The organism is Burkholderia sp. AU18528, from assembly GCF_002223215.2.
In the GTDB taxonomy this organism is placed as follows: domain Bacteria; phylum Pseudomonadota; class Gammaproteobacteria; order Burkholderiales; family Burkholderiaceae; genus Burkholderia; species Burkholderia semiarida.
This window is the reverse complement of sequence record NZ_NKFC02000004.1, coordinates 105,599-122,737: the sequence shown is the minus strand read 5'-3', so window position 1 is coordinate 122,737 and position 17,139 is coordinate 105,599. Positions and strand designations below refer to the sequence as shown.

17 protein-coding genes are annotated in these 17,139 nt (G+C 67.9%); 3 read left to right on the top strand and 14 right to left on the bottom strand.

Translation table 11 applies throughout. The features are described from left to right. Positions 1-190 precede the first annotated feature (190 nt). On the top strand, positions 191-838 hold the full coding sequence (locus CFB52_RS03130; protein ID WP_059581060.1) for a TetR/AcrR family transcriptional regulator: 648 nt from the start codon (positions 191-193) through the stop codon (positions 836-838). A 77-nt stretch (positions 839-915) separates the two neighbouring features. Here the strand turns inward: CFB52_RS03130 and CFB52_RS03125 are convergent, their stop codons facing one another. The 4 genes from CFB52_RS03125 to edd all read right to left on the bottom strand — a co-directional run bounded on the left by CFB52_RS03125 (position 916) and on the right by edd (position 5,510). Beyond that, a complete protein-coding gene (locus tag CFB52_RS03125; RefSeq protein WP_059581058.1) occupies positions 916-1,419 on the bottom strand; it encodes a gluconokinase in 504 nt (167 codons plus the stop codon). A gap of 13 nt (positions 1,420-1,432) precedes the next feature. Then, the gene (locus CFB52_RS03120; RefSeq protein WP_059581055.1) at positions 1,433-2,794 is read right to left on the bottom strand and encodes a GntP family permease; all 1,362 of its coding nucleotides are present in this window, start codon (positions 2,792-2,794) and stop codon (positions 1,433-1,435) included. Positions 2,795-3,007: 213 nt separating this feature from the next. Further along, positions 3,008-3,634 (bottom strand): bifunctional 4-hydroxy-2-oxoglutarate aldolase/2-dehydro-3-deoxy-phosphogluconate aldolase, encoded by a 627-nt coding sequence (gene eda, locus CFB52_RS03110; RefSeq protein ID WP_059581053.1) that lies wholly within the window; start codon positions 3,632-3,634, stop codon positions 3,008-3,010. A gap of 19 nt (positions 3,635-3,653) precedes the next feature. Next, positions 3,654-5,510, bottom strand: a complete 1,857-nt coding sequence (gene edd / locus CFB52_RS03105) for a phosphogluconate dehydratase (RefSeq protein WP_099316067.1) — start codon at positions 5,508-5,510, stop codon at positions 3,654-3,656. 294 nt (positions 5,511-5,804) lie between these two features. On the opposite strand from edd, the gene CFB52_RS03100 reads away from it, so the two are divergent. Further along, complete coding sequence (locus tag CFB52_RS03100; protein ID WP_059581048.1) at positions 5,805-6,653, top strand: MurR/RpiR family transcriptional regulator; 849 nt, start codon at positions 5,805-5,807, stop codon at positions 6,651-6,653. Positions 6,654-6,741: 88 nt separating this feature from the next. Here the strand turns inward: CFB52_RS03100 and CFB52_RS03095 are convergent, their stop codons facing one another. The 9 genes from CFB52_RS03095 to CFB52_RS03055 form a co-directional block, all read right to left on the bottom strand. After that, the gene (locus tag CFB52_RS03095) at positions 6,742-7,164 is read right to left on the bottom strand and encodes a CopD family protein (RefSeq protein WP_089464534.1); all 423 of its coding nucleotides are present in this window, start codon (positions 7,162-7,164) and stop codon (positions 6,742-6,744) included. Between the two features lie 23 nt (positions 7,165-7,187). Next, entirely contained in the window at positions 7,188-8,459 is a 1,272-nt protein-coding gene (locus CFB52_RS03090; RefSeq protein ID WP_060965571.1) for a glutamate-5-semialdehyde dehydrogenase, read from the bottom strand. Positions 8,460-8,625: 166 nt separating this feature from the next. Beyond that, positions 8,626-9,720 (bottom strand): DNA polymerase III subunit delta, encoded by a 1,095-nt coding sequence (gene holA, locus CFB52_RS03085; protein WP_059581043.1) that lies wholly within the window; start codon positions 9,718-9,720, stop codon positions 8,626-8,628. 18 nt (positions 9,721-9,738) lie between these two features. Further along, positions 9,739-10,290 (bottom strand): LPS assembly lipoprotein LptE, encoded by a 552-nt coding sequence (gene lptE, locus CFB52_RS03080; RefSeq protein WP_006483412.1) that lies wholly within the window; start codon positions 10,288-10,290, stop codon positions 9,739-9,741. A 38-nt stretch (positions 10,291-10,328) separates the two neighbouring features. Beyond that, complete coding sequence (gene leuS / locus CFB52_RS03075; RefSeq protein ID WP_059581040.1) at positions 10,329-12,923, bottom strand: leucine--tRNA ligase; 2,595 nt, start codon at positions 12,921-12,923, stop codon at positions 10,329-10,331. Positions 12,924-13,105: 182 nt separating this feature from the next. Then, positions 13,106-13,561 (bottom strand): biopolymer transporter ExbD, encoded by a 456-nt coding sequence (locus CFB52_RS03070; protein ID WP_060965568.1) that lies wholly within the window; start codon positions 13,559-13,561, stop codon positions 13,106-13,108. Positions 13,562-13,585: 24 nt separating this feature from the next. Next, positions 13,586-14,254 (bottom strand): MotA/TolQ/ExbB proton channel family protein, encoded by a 669-nt coding sequence (locus tag CFB52_RS03065; protein ID WP_099316066.1) that lies wholly within the window; start codon positions 14,252-14,254, stop codon positions 13,586-13,588. 19 nt (positions 14,255-14,273) lie between these two features. After that, positions 14,274-15,071, bottom strand: coding sequence for a 4-hydroxy-tetrahydrodipicolinate reductase (gene dapB, locus CFB52_RS03060; protein ID WP_059581032.1), 798 nt, complete (start codon positions 15,069-15,071; stop codon positions 14,274-14,276). A 65-nt stretch (positions 15,072-15,136) separates the two neighbouring features. Next, entirely contained in the window at positions 15,137-15,934 is a 798-nt protein-coding gene (locus CFB52_RS03055; RefSeq protein WP_059581029.1) for an outer membrane protein assembly factor BamE, read from the bottom strand. 141 nt (positions 15,935-16,075) lie between these two features. Between CFB52_RS03055 and fur the strand changes: the two genes are divergently transcribed. After that, a complete protein-coding gene (gene fur / locus CFB52_RS03050) occupies positions 16,076-16,504 on the top strand; it encodes a ferric iron uptake transcriptional regulator (protein ID WP_006400349.1) in 429 nt (142 codons plus the stop codon). A 93-nt stretch (positions 16,505-16,597) separates the two neighbouring features. Here the strand turns inward: fur and CFB52_RS03045 are convergent, their stop codons facing one another. Next, entirely contained in the window at positions 16,598-17,131 is a 534-nt protein-coding gene (locus CFB52_RS03045) for an ureidoglycolate lyase (RefSeq protein ID WP_099316065.1), read from the bottom strand. Positions 17,132-17,139 lie beyond the last annotated feature (8 nt).

Here is a 17,139-nt window from a genome sequence, read left to right as displayed (position 1 = left end):
GATAAGGGCGCGATGGCCCGTGTTGACGGCAGACACGCTCGCGTCTGCCTGAATCCCGGACTGTGCGAAAGCACGTATTGAGAGGTGCCGGGACACCCAATTTCTACACCGCAGAAATAATTCTACAGTGTAGAATAAGCTTTCGTCAAGTTTACAGCCGGCGCGATGCCGCGCCTGCCAGCCTGCCTCGATGAAAGACACACCCACCCAGGGGCCGCGCGGCCTCGACAAGGACGCGATCGTCGCGGCCGCGCTCGCGCTGCTCGAAGACGTCGGCGAGGCCGCGTTCAGCGTGCGCAAGCTCGCGCAATCGGTCGGCTGCGACCCGATGAGCGTGCTGTATCACTTCAAGTCGAAGGACGGCCTGAGCCGCGCGATCGCGAATGCGCTGTCGCGCTCGCTCGTGCCGGTCGATCCGTCGCAGCCGTGGCGCGAACGGCTGCGCGACCTCGCGCGCCAGTACCGCGCGCTCGCGCTGCGCTACCCGGCCGCCTTCGCGCTGCTGCAGCGGCACATGAGCACGGGGCCGGCCGATCTCGCGCACATCGAGGCCGTGCATCGCGCGCTGACCGACGCCGGCATCCCGCGCGCGGCGCTGCCGTCGGTATGCGTCGGCTGGTACGCGGCCGTGATCGGCCTCGCCGCCGCCGAAGCGGGTGGCCTCACGCGCGCCGCGAACGACGTCGAGCTCGCGGAAATGCACGCGCTGTCCGACACCGCGCATCCGCTTGTCAAGTCGGCCGCCCCGCTCTATGCGCAGCTCGATCCGGCCGTCGTGCACGACACGATGCTCGACGTGCTGCTCGACGGCATCGCGCAACGCGCGCGCGCGGCCTGACATCGGCATACGCGCCGCCAACGAAAAAGGCGCCCGAATGAAGGCGCCTTTTCCATGACGATGGCCGCGAACCGCGCTCAGTGCTGATGCGCGAGGCCGATCTTCAGCATGACCTGATCGACGATCTGTTCGGGCGTCAGCTCGATGCTGACCTCGATCGCTTCATCCGGGCCCGGCTCCTCGAGCGTATCGAGCTGGCTCTTCAGCAGCGACGGATCGAAGAAATGGCCGGTGCGGCTCTTCAGGCGCTCTTGCAACACCTCGAACGAACCCTTCAGATACACGAACCGCACGTCGGTGTCGGTGCCGCGCAGCACGTCGCGGTACGACCGTTTCAGCGACGAGCACGTGAACACGGCCGTCTCGCCGGCACGCTGCTTTTCCTCGATGGCCGCGCGAATCGTGCGCAGCCACGGCCAGCGGTCTTCATCGGTCAGCGGAATGCCGTGGTGCATCTTTTCCTTGTTCGCCGCGCTGTGAAATGCGTCGCCGTCGGTATAGCTGCACGACAGGCGTTCCGCCAGCATTTCGCCGATTCGCGACTTGCCCGCGCCCGACACGCCCATTGCGATCAGAATCATTGACTACCCCTTGTTACAGAACCAGGCTCAGCAGCAGCGTAAAGCTCAGACCGAGCACCGAGATGATGGTTTCAAGCAGCGACCAGGTCTTGAACGTCTGCCCGACCGTCATCCCGAAATATTCCTTGATCAGCCAGAAGCCGCCGTCGTTCACGTGCGAGAAGATCAGCGAGCCCGAGCCCGTCGCGAGCACGAGCAGTTCCGGACGAACCGCCGCGCCCGACGCCGCCGCGATCGGCGCGACGATGCCGCAGGCCGTCGTCATCGCGACCGTCGCCGAGCCCGTGGCCAGACGCATCAGCGCCGCGACGAACCAGCCGAGCAGCAGCGGGGACAGGTGCGCGTGCTTCGCGGTCTCGACGATCTGCTGCGAGATCCCGCTGTCGCGCAGGACGCCGCCGAAGCCGCCGCCCGCGCCGACGATCAGCGTGATGCCGGCGATCGGCGCCAGGCACTCGCCGCAGAATTTCTGGATCTGGTCGCGGTTGAAGCCCTGCTTCGCGCCGAAGGTCCAGAAGCTCACGAGCACGGCGATCAGCAGCGCGACGTCCGAGTTGCCCGCAAAGCGCAGCAGGTTGTTCGGCAGCGACTTCGGCGTGAACACCAGGTCGGCCCAGCTGCCGACGAGCATCAGCACGACGGGCAGCAGGATCGTGAACAGCGTGATGCCGAAGCTCGGCAGTTCGCGCTTGCCGCCATCCGCGCGCGAATCGACGAATTGCGCGGCGAGCGGGTTGTTTTCCGGCAGCTTCACGAACTTCGAGATCACCAGCGCGAACAGCGGACCGGCGATGATCGCGGTCGGCACGCCGACGATCAGGCCGAACGCGATCGTCTTGCCGATATCGGCGCCGTATTGCTGGACGGCCAGCAGCGCGGCCGGGTGCGGCGGGATCAGCCCGTGCACGACCGACAGGCCGGCCACCATCGGGAGGCCGACGACGAGCAGCGACTTGCCGGTGCGCTTCGCGACGTTGAACGCGATCGGGATCAGCAGCACGAAGCCGACTTCGAAGAACACCGGCAGGCCGACGATGATCGCGACGAACATCATCGCCCAGTGGATGTTCTTTTCACCGAACCAGTCGATCAGCGTGGTCGCGATCCGTTCGGCGCCGCCCGATTCGGCCATCATCTTGCCGAGCATCGTGCCGAGGCCGACGACGATCGCGATGTGGCCGAGCGTGCCGCCGGTGCCCGTCTCGAACGACTTGACGATCTTGTCCATCGGCATGCCGACGACGAGGCCGAGGCCGAGCGAAACGATGATCAGCACCAGGAACGGGTAGATCTTGTAGCGCGCGATCATCAGGATCAGCGCGGCAATCGCGATCAGCGTGAATACGAGCAGCATGCTGCCTTGGACGGCCGCCATGTGGCACTCCTCCTAGAATTGTTCGAACCGGGCGCGTTGCGAGTATGCCCGGCTATGCAGGTCTCCGAAACACGGGGGTACCCCCCGTCAGGACGCTGAATTTTACTTATCTTTGCGATCCGCGGATAGAACCGGTTCCATCAGCAAAAACCCTCGGTAAAACAAGCACTAACGCTTGTTTTCCGAGGGCTGAATCGTCGTTTGATACAAGTATTAGCGCGGCAACTGGCTCGCCGCTTGCGCGAGGCGCGTGACTTCGGCCCAGTCCTGCGCGGCGAGCGCGGCCTTCGGCGTGAGCCACGAGCCGCCGACGCACACGACGTTCGGCAGTTTCAGGAAGTTCGGCGCGGTGTCGACCGTGATGCCGCCCGTCGGGCAGAACTTCAGCGCCGGGAACGGGCCGTGGAACGCCTGCAGCATCGGCACGCCGCCCGCCTGCTGCGCGGGGAAGAACTTCACGATGTCGTAGCCGAATTCGAGCGCCTGGATGATGTCGCTCGGCGTCATCACGCCCGGCAGCAGCGGCAGGCCCGCGTCGAGCGACGCGAGGTGCAGGTCCTTCGTCAGGCCCGGCGACACGCCGAACGTGGCGCCCGCGCGCTTCGCCTGCGCGCAGTGCTCGGGCTTCGTGATCGTGCCGACGCCGACGACGATGTCGTCCGCGAGCTGGCTCGCGCGCTGGATCGCCTCCAGGCCGGCCGGCGTGCGCAGCGTGATCTCGAGCACCTTCACGCCACCCGCGTGCAATGCACGCGACACGTTTTCGCCCTGCTCGACCGAGTCGAATGCGAGCACCGGAATGACCGGGCCCAGCTTCACGATTTCAGCAATCGTCTTCATTGAATTGGCTCCTTGAAATTCATGCGGCGACGCCGACGGCCGTTTCGCCGACCAGCGTCCCGAAAACCGATGCGCCCTGCTCGGCCGGCGCCGCGGCCGCGCGGAACACGCCGAACAGTTCGCGCCCGAAGCCGACTTCGTTCTCGGCCTGATGCTGCGGCTGCGCGACCGGGCGCGCGAGCCATTCGGCGTCGTCGACCTCGATGTCGAGCACGCCGGCTTCCGCGTCGATCACGAGCATGTCGCCCGTCTTCACCTTGCCGATCGGGCCGGCCAGCAGCGCTTCCGGCGACACGTGGATCACGGCCGGCACCTTGCCCGACGCGCCCGACATGCGGCCGTCGGTCACCAGCGCGACGTGGAAGCCCTGATCCTGCAGGACGCCGAGCAGCGGCGTCAAACGGTGCAGCTCGGGCATGCCGTTCGCGCGCGCGCCCTGAAAGCGCACCACCGCGACGAAATCGCGCTTCAGCTCGCCGCGATCGAACGCTTCCTGCACGGCTTCCTGCGAGTCGAACACGATCGCGGGCGCCGTCACCTTGCGGTGCTCCGGCGCGACCGCCGAAATCTTGATCACGCCGCGGCCGAGCCGGCCCTGCATCAGGCGCAGGCCGCCGTCCGGCTGGAACGGGTCGCGAATGCCGCGCAGCACCTTCGTATCGTGGCTCTCGGCCGTGCCGTCGACCCACGTCAGCTTGCCGTCGATCAGCTTCGGCTCCTTCGTGTAGTGCGACAGGCCCTTGCCCGCGACCGTCGTCACGTCCTCGTGCAGCAGCCCGCCTTCGAGCAGGTTGCGCACCAGGAACGCGACACCGCCCGCCGCGTGGAAATGGTTCACGTCGGCCTTGCCGTTCGGGTAGATCTTCGCGAGCAGCGGCACGGCGGCCGACAGTTCGTCGAAATCGTTCCAGTCGATCAGGATGCCGGCCGCGCGCGCGATCGCGACCAGGTGCAGCGTGTGGTTGGTCGAGCCGCCCGTCGCGAGCAGTGCGACGATCCCGTTGACGATCGCCTTCTCGTCGATCACATGGCCGATCGGCGTGTACTGGCCGCGCCCGACGGTCAGGTCGAGCACGCGGCGCGCGGCCTCGGCCGTCAGCGCGTCGCGCAGCGGCGTGTGTGGATGGATGAACGCCGAGCCCGGCAGGTGCAGGCCCATCAGCTCCATCAGCATCTGGTTGCTGTTCGCGGTGCCGTAGAACGTGCAGGTGCCGTGGCCGTGATAGGCGGCCGATTCGGCTTCGAGCAGCGCGTCGCGGCCGACCTGGCCGGTCGCGAACTGCTGGCGGATCTTCGCCTTGTCGTCGTTGGACAGCCCGCTCGTCATCGGGCCGGCCGGCACGAAGATGGTCGGCAGGTGGCCGAACTGCAGCGCGCCGATCAAGAGGCCCGGCACGATCTTGTCGCAGATGCCGAGGCAGAGCGCCGCGTCGAACATGTTGTGCGTGAGCGCGATCGCCGTGCCCATCGCGATCGCCTCGCGCGAGAACAGCGACAGCTCCATGCCCGGGTTGCCCTGCGTGACGCCGTCGCACATCGCCGGCACGCCGCCGGCGAACTGCGCGACGCCGCCGTTCTCGCGCGCGGCCGCCTTGATGATGTCGGGGAAATTCTTGTACGGCGCGTGCGCGGACAACATCTCGTTGTACGAGGACACGATGCCGATGTTCGGTTCGCGAATCGCCTTGATCTGGAACTTGTCGTTGCCCTCGAGGCCTGCGAAGCCGTGCGCGAGGTTCGCGCACGACAGCGCGCCGCGGGCCGGGAACTTGCCTTGCGCACCGTCGATGCGCTGCAGATAGGCGGAACGGGTCGATTGGCTGCGGGCGATCACGCGTTCGGTGACCTTCGCCAGGGTGGGGTGCAGCGACGTCATGCTGGGCGCTCCTGTATGCCGGCCGACACCGGCGGTTGGAATCGTGGGGACGGTCGCGCTTCGTCGACCGAACGACGCAAGTCTAGTAGAAAAACTACATGCACGCAATGTAGATCGACGCGTGTGCAACCCTTATTCCCGCCACCAGCAAGGCTTTAATCAGTAAAAACCCTAATTCGGCTCGCCAGACCCGCATGGCAACGCTCGCAATTCCGCTAGTATTTTCATGTAGATTTTCTACAATTCGATTGCGATACACTCGCTCATCCGAACCCGATTTCCACGTGCCGTCCCATGCTGCCCCGCATTGAAGCGATCCGCGCCGAGTTGCGCCCGTCCGAGCGCAAGCTCGCCGACTACATTCTCGCCGCACCGCGCGAGGTGCTCGACCTCGCGATGACCGAGCTGTCGGCCCGCGCGGGCGTCAGCCAGCCGACGATCGCGCGCTTCTGCCAGGCGCTCGGCTGCAGCGGCTTTCGCGAATTCAAGATCCGGCTCGCGCAGAGCGTCGCGCCCGGCGTGTCGTCGGTGTATCGCGACGTCGAGCCCGATGAGCCGGCGCCCGGCATCATCGGCAAGGTGTTCGACCGCACGATCGGCGCGCTGATCGAGGTGCGCAACAGCCTGTCGGCGGGCAGCGTCGCCGACGCGATCGCGCTGCTGTCGAACGCGTCGCGCATCGAGTTCTACGGCGCCGGCGGCTCGGGCATCGCCGCGCAGGACATCCAGCACAAGTTCTTCCGGCTCGGCGTGCCGAGCGTCGCGTATTCGGATCCGCACACGTTCTCGATGTCGTCGGCGCTGCTCGGGCCGCACGACGTCGTCGTCGCGATCTCGAACACCGGCCGCACGCGCGATATCGTCGACGCCGCGCGCTCCGCGCTCGCGTGCGGCGCGAAAGTCGTCGCGATCACGCAGAGCCATTCGCCGCTCGCGAAGCTCGCGACGGTCAGCCTCGCGTCGAACGTCGCCGAGGAAACGGACGTGTTCTCGCCGATGACGTCACGGATGTCGCATCTCGCGATCGGCGACATCCTCGCGGTCGGCGTCGCGCTGTCGCGCGGGCCGGCGCTGATGGAGCGCGTCGGCCGCGCGAAGGAAGCGATCACGCGGCGCCGGATTGACGATCCGGTGAAGGATTGAGCCGGAGCGGGACGCCGCGCGTAAACGAACAACGGCGCCCCGAAGGGCGCCGTTGCGCATCGATCGCCGGCCGCGCGTTGCGGCGAACTCAGAACGGCTTGATCACCACCAGCGCGACCGCGGCGAGCATGCCGAGCACCGGCAGCTCGTTGAACACGCGATACCACTTGTCGGTGCGGCGGTTCTCGCCGCGCTCGAACACCCGCAGCAGGTGCCCGCAATACGCGTGATAGACGATCAGCAGCAGCACCACCGTCACCTTCGCATGGATCCAGCCCTGCCCCTGCCCGATGCCGATCACGAGCCAGAGCCACAACCCGCAGGCCAGTGCCGGCACCGCGATCATCGTCATGAAGCGGAACAGCTTGCGCGCCATCAGCAGCAGGCGCCGCACCGCGGCCGGATCGGTCTCCATGGCCAGGTTCACGTAGATGCGCGGCAGGTAGAACAGCCCCGCGAACCACGCGGCGATCAGAACGATATGAAACGTCTTGACCCAGAGCATTGCCATCGGTTGTGCGCCTCGCGGTTGACTTACTGACGGCCTTCGCCGTGCCCGAGCACGACGTACTTCAGCGACGTCAGCCCTTCCAGGCCGACGGGGCCGCGTGCGTGCAGCTTGTCGTTCGAGATGCCGATTTCCGCGCCGAGGCCGAATTCGAAACCATCCGCGAAGCGCGTCGACGCGTTGACCATCACGCTCGCCGAATCGACTTCACGCAGGAAGCGCATCGCGCGGTCGTGATCCTCGGTGACGATCGCATCGGTGTGATGCGAGCCGTAATGGTTGATGTGCTCGATCGCGGCGTCGAGGCCGTCGACGACCTTGATCGCAAGCACCGGCGCGAGATATTCGGTGTGCCAGTCTTCTTCCGTCGCGTCGACGAGCGGGCCGACGCCCGCATCGGCGAGCACCGCGCGCGCGGCTGCATCGACGCGCAGTTCGACCTGCTTGTCGCGATACAGCCTGCCGAGCGGCGGCAGCAGCTTCGCGGCGATATCGCTCGCGACGAGCAGCGTCTCCATCGTGTTGCAGGTGCCGTAGCGGTGCGTCTTCGCGTTGTCGCAGACGGTCAGCGCCTTCGCCAGATCGGCGCGGTCGTCGACGTACACGTGGCAGATGCCGTCCAGATGCTTGATCATCGGCACGCGCGCCTCGTTGATCAACCGTTCGATCAGGCTCTTGCCGCCGCGCGGCACGATCACGTCGACGTATTCGGTCATCGTGATCAGCTTGCCGACCGCCGCGCGATCGGCCGTCGCGACGACCTGCACCGCATCCTGCGGGAGGCCGGCCGCCTCGAGCCCTTCGCCGATCAGCTTCGCGAGCGCCGCATTCGATTCGAGCGCTTCGGAACCGCCGCGCAGGATCGTCGCGTTGCCCGACTTCAGGCACAGCGCGGCCGCGTCGATCGTCACGTTCGGGCGCGACTCGTAGATGATGCCGATCACGCCGAGCGGCACGCGCATCTGGCCGACCTGGATCCCGCTCGGCCGGAACTTGAGGTTGCCGATCTCGCCGATCGGATCGGCCAGCGACGCGACCTGGCGCAGCCCTTCGACCATCGTGTTCAGCGCCTTGTCCGACAGCGTCAGGCGGTCGACGAACGCCGCATCGAGCCCCTTTTCGCGGGCGCGGGCGACGTCGCGCGCATTCGCGTCCTTCAGCGCCTGCGCGTCGCGTTCGATCGCGCGGGCCACGGCGTCGAGCGCCGCGTTCTTCGCGGCCGTGCTGGCGCGCGCCATCGCGCGGGAAGCGTGCCGGGCGCGACGGCCCAGGTCGGTCATGTACTGATCGATATCCATCGTGTGACTCGAGAAGCGAGCCGCGCGGAGCGGCATGAATTCGTGGGGAAGCGTGGGCGGCCATCCGTGCGCGGTGGCGGCCGCCAGACGGCGCCGTGCAGCGGCGCCCGGTCATCGAAACATTGTAAGCGGGTTGCGCAGCGCGCGCTGAAGGCCCGAACGGGACTTAGCGTCGCACGCGACCCGCGGTCGGCGGTCGCTCGCCGCGCTCGCCCGCGACCGTCATCGCAAGCTGGAACAGCCCGTCCCACGGGTCGGGCGGCGGTTCGTCCTGCGTGCGGCGGCCCGGCGCGACGGCCGTCAGCCCCTTGACCTGCCGGTCGAGCTTCGCGGCGAATGCGAGCGCCTTTTCGAGCACCGCTTCCGACACGCGGTTCAGCGCGGGCGCGATCAACCGCTCGCGCGGCCCCCACACGCGGTTCTCGCGCAGCAGCGTCGCGAGCGGCTTGCCGGCCGTCGTGCCGCGCTTGATCCGCAGCAGCGTGCGCAATTCCTCGACGACGGCCCACATCACGAGCACGATCGCCTCGCCCTCGCCCTTCAGGCCGTCGATCATCCGCGCGAGCCGCGCGGCATCGCCGGCGAGCATCGCCTCGTTCAGCTTGAACACGTCGTAGCGCGCGACGTTCAGCACCGCGTCGTGCACCTGCTCGAACGACAGCGCACCCTGCGGATACAGCAGCCCGAGCTTCTGGATTTCCTGGTGCGCGGCGAGCAGGTTGCCCTCGACGCGCTCCGCGATGAACTGCAGCGCGCGGCGCCCGTCGTCGCCGGATGCGACGCGCTGGCCCTGCATCGACAGGCGCTGCCCGATCCAGTTCGGCAGTTGCGCGCGATCGACCGGATCGATCTTCAGCGCGACGCCGCCGTTCTGCAGCGCGGTAAACCATGCGGATTTCTGCGTGGCCGCGTCGAGACGCGGCAACGTGACGAGCATCAGCGCGTCGGGGTTCGGCGTGGCCGCGAGCGTCTTCAGCGCGTCGGCGCCTTCCTTGCCGGGCTTGCCCGACGGAATGCGCAGCTCGATCAGCTGGCGCTCGCCGAACAGCGACATCGCCTGGGTCGCGCCGAGCAGCACGCTCCAGTCGAAGCCGCGTTCGACCGTATGCACCGAACGCTCGGTAAAGCCGGCCGCGCGCGCGGCCGCACGAATGCGGTCGCACGCTTCCTGCGCGAGCAGCGGCTCGTCGCCGTAGACGGTGTAGAGCCCGGCCAGCCCCTTCGCGAGGTGCGGCTCCAGCGCATCAAGTCGCAATTGCATCGCTGCGTGCGCCCGCGATCAGAGCGGCGGCGGCGGCAGCGGCGCGCGCGGCGCCACGCCCGGCACCACGTCCTCCGGCGCCGGCGTCAGCGAATGGACGATCGCGAGACGCCGCATCAACTGGTCGACTGCGTCGTTCTGCATGTCGCCGTACAGGATGTCGGCTTCCTGCGCCTTCGCGTTCGTGTACTGGTCGCTGTAGGTCATCGCGCGGTTCAGCGCGATCGCGCTCGGCGGGATCAGCACGGTGCCGTCCTTGCTCGTCAGCGTGTAGTTCAGCGTGTAGAACAGCGCGTATTCCTGCGCGGAGCCGTACTTGTTGAGCGTCAGCGTGTTCTGGCCACGCGACTCCCACATGCGCAGCACGGCGTCGGCATCGTCCGCCGACTTGACGATCTTCGTGTCGCTGCCGGCCTGGACGAGGCGCGTGAGCCGCGCCTCGACGGGCGCCGGCGCACCGGCCACGAACAGGTGCTTGAACGCGTAGTCCTGCTGGCCGCGCAACTGGAAGCCGCATGCCGACAGCGCGACCGCGCTGCCGACGAGCATCAAAAACGATCTGCGGATCACCTTCGCTCCTTCTGTGTGCACCCGACGGCCCGCGGCCGTCAGACGACGATGTTCACGAGGCGGCCCGGCACGACGACGATCTTCTTCGCCGGCTTGCCGTCGCTGAATTTCGCGAATGCCTCGTCGGCCACCGCCGCCGCTTCGATCGCGTCGCGGCTCGCGTCCTTCGCGACCTTCAGCGCGCCGCGCACCTTGCCGTTCACCTGCAGCACGAGTTCGATCTCGGCCTGCTCGAGCGCGGCCTCGTCGACCTTCGGCCACGGCGCATCGAGCAGCGGGCCGAATTCGTCCGCGTAGCCGAGCGCCTTCCACAGCTCGAACGTGATGTGCGGCACGACCGGGTACAGCACGCGCAGCAGCACGCCGTAGGTTTCGCGCAGCACGGCGGGCGCCGCGCCCTTCGCGCCGTCGATCGCGTTCAGCATCTTCATCGCGGCCGACACGACCGTGTTGTACTGCAGGCGCTGGTAGTCGAAATCGGCCTGCTTCAGCACGCTGTAGATCTCGCGGCGCAGCGCCTTGTCGGCTTCGCCCAGCGCGGCGGCATCGAAACCCGCGCGGGCCGCGAGCGCTTCGCGGTTGCCGAAGCCGAAGCTCCACACGCGGCGCAGGAAGCGGCTCGCGCCCTCGACGCCCGCGCCCGACCACTCGAGCTGCTGCTCCGGCGGCGCCGCGAACATCGTGAACAGGCGCGCGGTATCGGCGCCGTACTGGTCGATCAGCAGTTGCGGATCGACGCCGTTGTTCTTCGACTTCGACATCTTCTCGATGCCGCCGAGCACGACCGGCTGGCCGTCCGCATTCAGCGTCGCGCCGACCGGGCGGCCCTTGTCGTCGTGCGTGACCGTCACGTCGAGCGGGTTGTACCAGGTCTTCTTGCCGGCCGCGTCCTCGCGGTAGTACGTCTCGTTCAGCACCATCCCCTGCGTGAGCAGGTTCTTCGCCGGCTCGCCGAACTTCACGAGGCCGAGGTCGCGCATCACCTTGGTCCAGAAGCGCGAATACAGCAGGTGCAGGATCGCGTGCTCGATGCCGCCGATGTATTGATCCATCGGCATCCAGTAATCGGTGCGCGCGTCGACCATGGTCTCGGCGTCCGGCGCCGTGTAGCGCGAGAAGTACCACGACGAATCGACGAAGGTGTCCATCGTGTCGGTTTCGCGCTTCGCCGCCGCGCCGCACTTGGGACACGTGCAGTTCAGGAACGCTTCGGACTTCGCGAGCGGGTTGCCCGTGCCGTCCGGCACGAGGTCTTCCGGCAGCACGACCGGCAGGTCGGCCTCCGGCACCGGCACGTCGCCGCACGACGGGCAGTGGATGATCGGGATCGGCGTGCCCCAGTAGCGCTGGCGCGACACGCCCCAGTCGCGCAGGCGCCACGTGACCTGCTTGTCGCCGAAGCCGCCGGCCTTCAGGTCGGCCGCGACCGCGTCCACCGCTTCCGTGTAGCGCAGGCCGTCGTACTTGCCGCTGTTCACGCAGACCGCGGTTTCCTTGTCGCCGTACCACTCCTGCCATGCGTCGAGCGAGTACGTCTGCCCTTCGCTCGCGATCACCTGCTTGATCGGCAGATCGTATTTCTTCGCGAACGCGAAATCGCGCTCGTCGTGGCCCGGCACGCCCATCACCGCGCCTTCGCCATAGCTCATCAGCACGTAGTTGCCGATCCACACCTCGACCGGCTCGCCGGTCAGCGGGTGCTTGACCGAGAAGCCGGTCGCGACGCCCTTCTTCTCCATCGTCGCGACGTCGGCCTCGGCGACGCCGCCGCGCTTGCATTCGTCGATGAACGCGAGCAGCTCCGGCTTGTCCTGCGCGAGACGCGTGGCGAGCGGGTGCTCGGCCGCGATCGCGCAGAACGTGACGCCCATGATCGTGTCGGCGCGCGTCGTGAACACGCGCAGCAGCTTCTGCTCGCCGTCGAGTTCGTACGGGAAGCCGAAGTTCACGCCGAAGCTCTTGCCGATCCAGTTCTGCTGCATGATCTTCACGCGCTCGGGCCAGCCGAGGCCGTCGAGGTCGTTCAGCAGCTCATCCGCGTACTGCGTGATGCGCAGGTAGTACATCGGGATCTCGCGCTTCTCGACGAGCGCGCCGGAGCGCCAGCCGCGGCCGTCGATCACCTGCTCGTTCGCGAGCACGGTCTGGTCGACCGGATCCCAGTTCACGGTGCCCGTCTTCTTGTACGCGATGCCCTTCTCGAGCATCTTCAGGAACAGCCACTGGTTCCACTTGTAGTAGTCGGGCTTGCACGTCGCGATTTCGCGCGACCAGTCGATCGCGAGGCCCATCGACTGCATCTGGCCCTTCATGTAGTCGATGTTGTCGTAGGTCCACTTCGCGGGCGGCACGCCGTTCGCCATCGCGGCGTTCTCGGCCGGCATCCCGAACGCGTCCCAGCCCATCGGCATCAGCGTGTTGTAGCCGTTCATCCGCAGATAGCGGTACATCACGTCGTTGATCGTGTAGTTGCGCACGTGACCCATGTGCAGCTTGCCGGACGGGTACGGCAGCATCGACACGCAGTAGAACTTCGGCTTCTGCGAATCTTCCTTCGTCTTGTAGGCATCGGCTGCGCGCCAGTCGCCCTGGGCGGCGGCTTCGACGTCGGCGGGTACGTATCTCTCGTGCATGGTGTGGTTCGGGCTAGGCTTTAAGCGGCGCGACGGCTCGCGCGCAGGATTGGATCGAAATCGTGCGTGCCCGGCGCGGGAACGGGCTGAGCGGTTCCGGGCCGGGAAAAACGTGGATTATACCGCCCGTGCGGGCCCGCACGGCCGGTCTCTCGCGGGCCGGGGCCCGCAACGACGGCGTATCAGGGTTTCGCGCCGGCGGCGGGCGGCGCGGCGCCGCCGGCCGGCGGCACGTCGGTCACGAAGCCGATCCGCGTGAGGCCCGCGGCCTGCGCGGCGCCCATCACCTGCGCGATCACGTCGTAGCGCGTCGCGCGCGACGCGCGCAGCCGCAACTCGGGCGGCGCGGCGCCCGCGGCCGCCGCCCGGAACCGCGCGGGCAGCGCGTCGAGCGCCACGGGCGCGTCGTCCCAGTACAGCTTGCCCGCGTCGTCGATCGACAGCGTGACGGATTGCGGCGTGTCGCGCGCGACGCTCGCCGCCACCTTCGGCAGGTCGAGCCGGATCGCGTGCGTCATCAGCGGCGCGGTGATGATGAAGATGACGAGCAGCACGAGCATCACGTCGATCAGCGGCGTCATGTTGATCTCCGCCATCGGCGCGGACGTCTTGTGGTGCTCGAGCCCGCCGAATGCCATGGTCGTTCCTCCGGGGCCGGCGCGTCAGGCGCCCTGCGCGCACACGAATACGTGCAGATCGCGCGCGAAGCCGTCGAGTTCCTCGGCAAGCTGCCGGACGAGCCGGCCGAGGATGTTGTACGCGAGCACCGCGGGAATCGCGACGACCAGCCCGAACGCGGTCATGATCAGCGCCTCGCCCACCGGGCCCGCGACGTTCTCGATCTGCGCCTGCCCGCTCGCGGCGATGCTGCCGAGCGCGTGGTAGATACCCCACACGGTGCCGAGCAGCCCGACGAACGGCGCGGTGCTGCCGATCGACGCGAGCAGCACCTGGCCGAATTCGAGGCGCCGCTGCGAGCGCAGCATCGCGTGACGCAACGCGCGCAGCACGCGTTCGCCGCGCTCGACGCGCGCGGCCAGCGCGGTCGGGTCGTGGTCGTCGGCCGCGTCGCGCGCGGCTTCGGCGAGCGGCACGAACACGCGCTCGCGATCGGCGCCGGCCAGCGCGGCGATGCCCGCGTCGAGCGACGGCGCGCGCCAGAACGCGGCGAGCGCGCGCGGCCCCTGCCGCTTCGCGCGGACCAGCAGCCAGGCTTTCATGAAGAGGAAGCACCAGCTGGCGACGGACATCGCCAGCAGCACATAGGCGACGGCGTGCGTGATCGCATCGCCGCTTTCGAGGTAGTGGACAACGCCGGTGGGAATCGCCATCGGAGTTTCCTCGCGGGTGTCAGCGCAGGCCGAGCACGTCCTGCATGTCGAACAGGCCGGCGCCGCGCGCCGACAGGAAGCGCACCGCACGCAACGCGCCCTGCGCGTACGACACGCGGCTCGACGACTTGTGCGTGATCTCGATGCGCTCGCCGATCCCGGCGAACAGCACGGTGTGATCGCCGACGATATCGCCGCCGCGCACCGCCGCAAAGCCGATCGACGACGGATCGCGCTCGCCCGTCACGCCGTGGCGGCCGTACACCGCGCAGTCGTCGAGCGAGCGGCCGAGCGCGCCGGCGACGGCTTCGCCCATCATCAGCGCGGTGCCCGACGGTGCGTCGACCTTGTGGCGGTGATGCGCCTCGATGATCTCGATGTCGTAGCCGTGCGAGAAATGCTTCGCCGCGAATTCGAGAAGCTTCAGCGTGACGTTCACGCCGACGCTCATGTTCGCCGCGAACACGATGCCGATCTTGCCCGCGGCGGCCTGCAACTCGGCCTTCTGCTCGGCGGTGAAGCCGGTCGTGCCGATCACGAGCTTCACGTCGTGGCGCAGCGCGGCCTCGATGTGGGCCATCGTGCCTTCCGGACGCGTGAAATCGATCAGATAGTCGGCCTGCGCGAACACGGCGTCGAGATCGTCGGTCAGCTTGATCCCGGTGTCCTTGCCGAGAAACGCACCGGCGTCCTGGCCGAGGAACGGCGAACCGGCGCGGTCGAGCGCGCCGACGAGCTGCGCGTCGGCATCGTTGAGAACGGCTTCGATCAGCATCCGGCCCATTCGGCCCGATGCGCCGGCAATCGCAATCTTCATGGCTTTCTACACGACAGGTCTAAAGGCGGGCGGCGCATGCCGCCCCGTTTCCGCACGCCGGCCGCTTACTGCGCCGGTGCGGTGAGCGGCTGGTTCTGCAGGTTGTCCGAGCCTTGCGGGCCGACCGGCGGCGACGCCTCGTTCGACACGTTCGGCTGCGGCGGACGATGGAACTGGAACTGCGGCTGGATCGCCGGCGCGGCGCCCGGCGGCTGGCCGCCCGGCACCGGCGCGCCGCCCGAGGCCTGCGCGGCCGGCGTGAACCGGCGCGACGCCGCACCCTGCCCCGACACCTGGTTGGTCGCGCGGTTCGCCGCGCGCGCCGCCTGGGCGTTCGCATCCTGGTCGACCACCGCGCCCGGCGCCGGCTCGGTGGCCGGGCTCGCGGCGGCGGCAGCCTGCGCGGCGCTCGCGGCCGCAGCGGCTTCGGACGCCTTCTTCGCCGCGGCAGCGGCCTTCGCCTTCTTGCCGCCGCGGTCGCCGTCGATGTCGGCCAGCAGGTCGAGCTCGGACGGCAGGTTGTCGGCGCCGCTCCAGCTCGCGACGCGATCGCCCGAGAAGTTGATGACGAGGTCGCGCTGCTGGACGATCGACGTCGAGCCGCGCTTGAAGTAGAAGAGGTAATCCCAGCGATCCGCGTGGAACATGTCCGCCAGCAGCGGCGTGCCGAGCAGCGCGCGGACCTGCTCGCGCGTCATGCCGACCTGCAGCTGGGCGGCCTTCTCCTGCGACACGAAGTTGCCTTGCACGACGGTGATCCGATACGGCGTGATGCTCTGCGCGATGCGCTGCGTCACGCTGTCGTACGACGAACAACCCGCCAGCGCGACAACGGCGGCGGCAGCGATGATGGCACTCCGCATGCGACTCCTCTGAAAGTGCGAAAGCGATTCTGGGATCATTTCCTTCACCGTGCTGGCCCGCGTACAGGCCGCGCGTATATCTGGAACGGCGAAAAGCCGGTAACATTGAAGCCCTGCATTGTACTCTAGGGATGCCTAGCCATGACCAATCCGACGGATCTCAAGAATATCGGGCTAAAGGCCACCCTACCGCGCCTCAAGATTCTCGAGATCTTCCAGCAGAGCCCCGTGCGCCACCTGACGGCCGAAGACGTCTACCGCAACCTGCTCAACGAACAGCTCGACATCGGGCTCGCCACCGTCTATCGCGTGCTCACGCAGTTCGAGCAGGCCGGCCTGCTGTCGCGCAGCAACTTCGAATCCGGCAAGGCGGTGTTCGAGCTGAACGAAGGCTCGCACCACGACCACCTCGTGTGCCTCGATTGCGGCCGCGTCGAGGAATTCTTCGACGCCGAGATCGAGAGCCGCCAGCAGGCGATCGCGAAGGAGCGCGGCTTCCGGCTCCAGGAGCACTCGCTCGCGATGTACGGTTCGTGCACGACCGAGAACTGCCCGCACCGCAAGCACTGAATCGCGCCACCCGCGCACGCGGCACGGCCCGGCCGGCATCTCGCCGCCCGGGCCGTGTGCTTTTTCGGCGCGCCTGCCGCGCGCCGGGAATGCTTACGAAAGCCCTTCTACTCCCTCGCAGACCGGCTCGAACGCCAGCGTCCACGCGCGCTCCAGCGGGATCTCGTCGCAGTTCGGCTGCGGCCCGCCGCGATCGACGATCACGAAATCGCTGACCGCGTCGAGCGCGAGCAGCGGATGATGCCAGACGCCCTTCGCATAATTGACGCCCTGCCAGCCCTCGGCCAGGAACGCGCGCATCGCATCGGGCCGGAATTCGCCGGCCGGCGCGACGACGATCGCATAACGCGACACGGCCGCAAGCGGGATGAACGCCTGGCTGCCGTGCGGATGGCGCTCCATCAGCGTGATCGCCACCGGCAGCGCGCGCGGCTGCGCGCGAAACACGCTGACAAGCGGCCGGCCGCCGTCCGCGCACACGTCGATCGTCGCGAGATCGTGAAAGCGCTCGGTCGTGCCGCCGTTGATCGGGAAATGCCGCGCGCCTTCGAGCGCGATCACGTCGCCGAACGGCGCGAACGCTTCGCGGGTCAGGCGCTCGACGCGCAGGATCGGAGTTCCGCTCATGCCGCCCC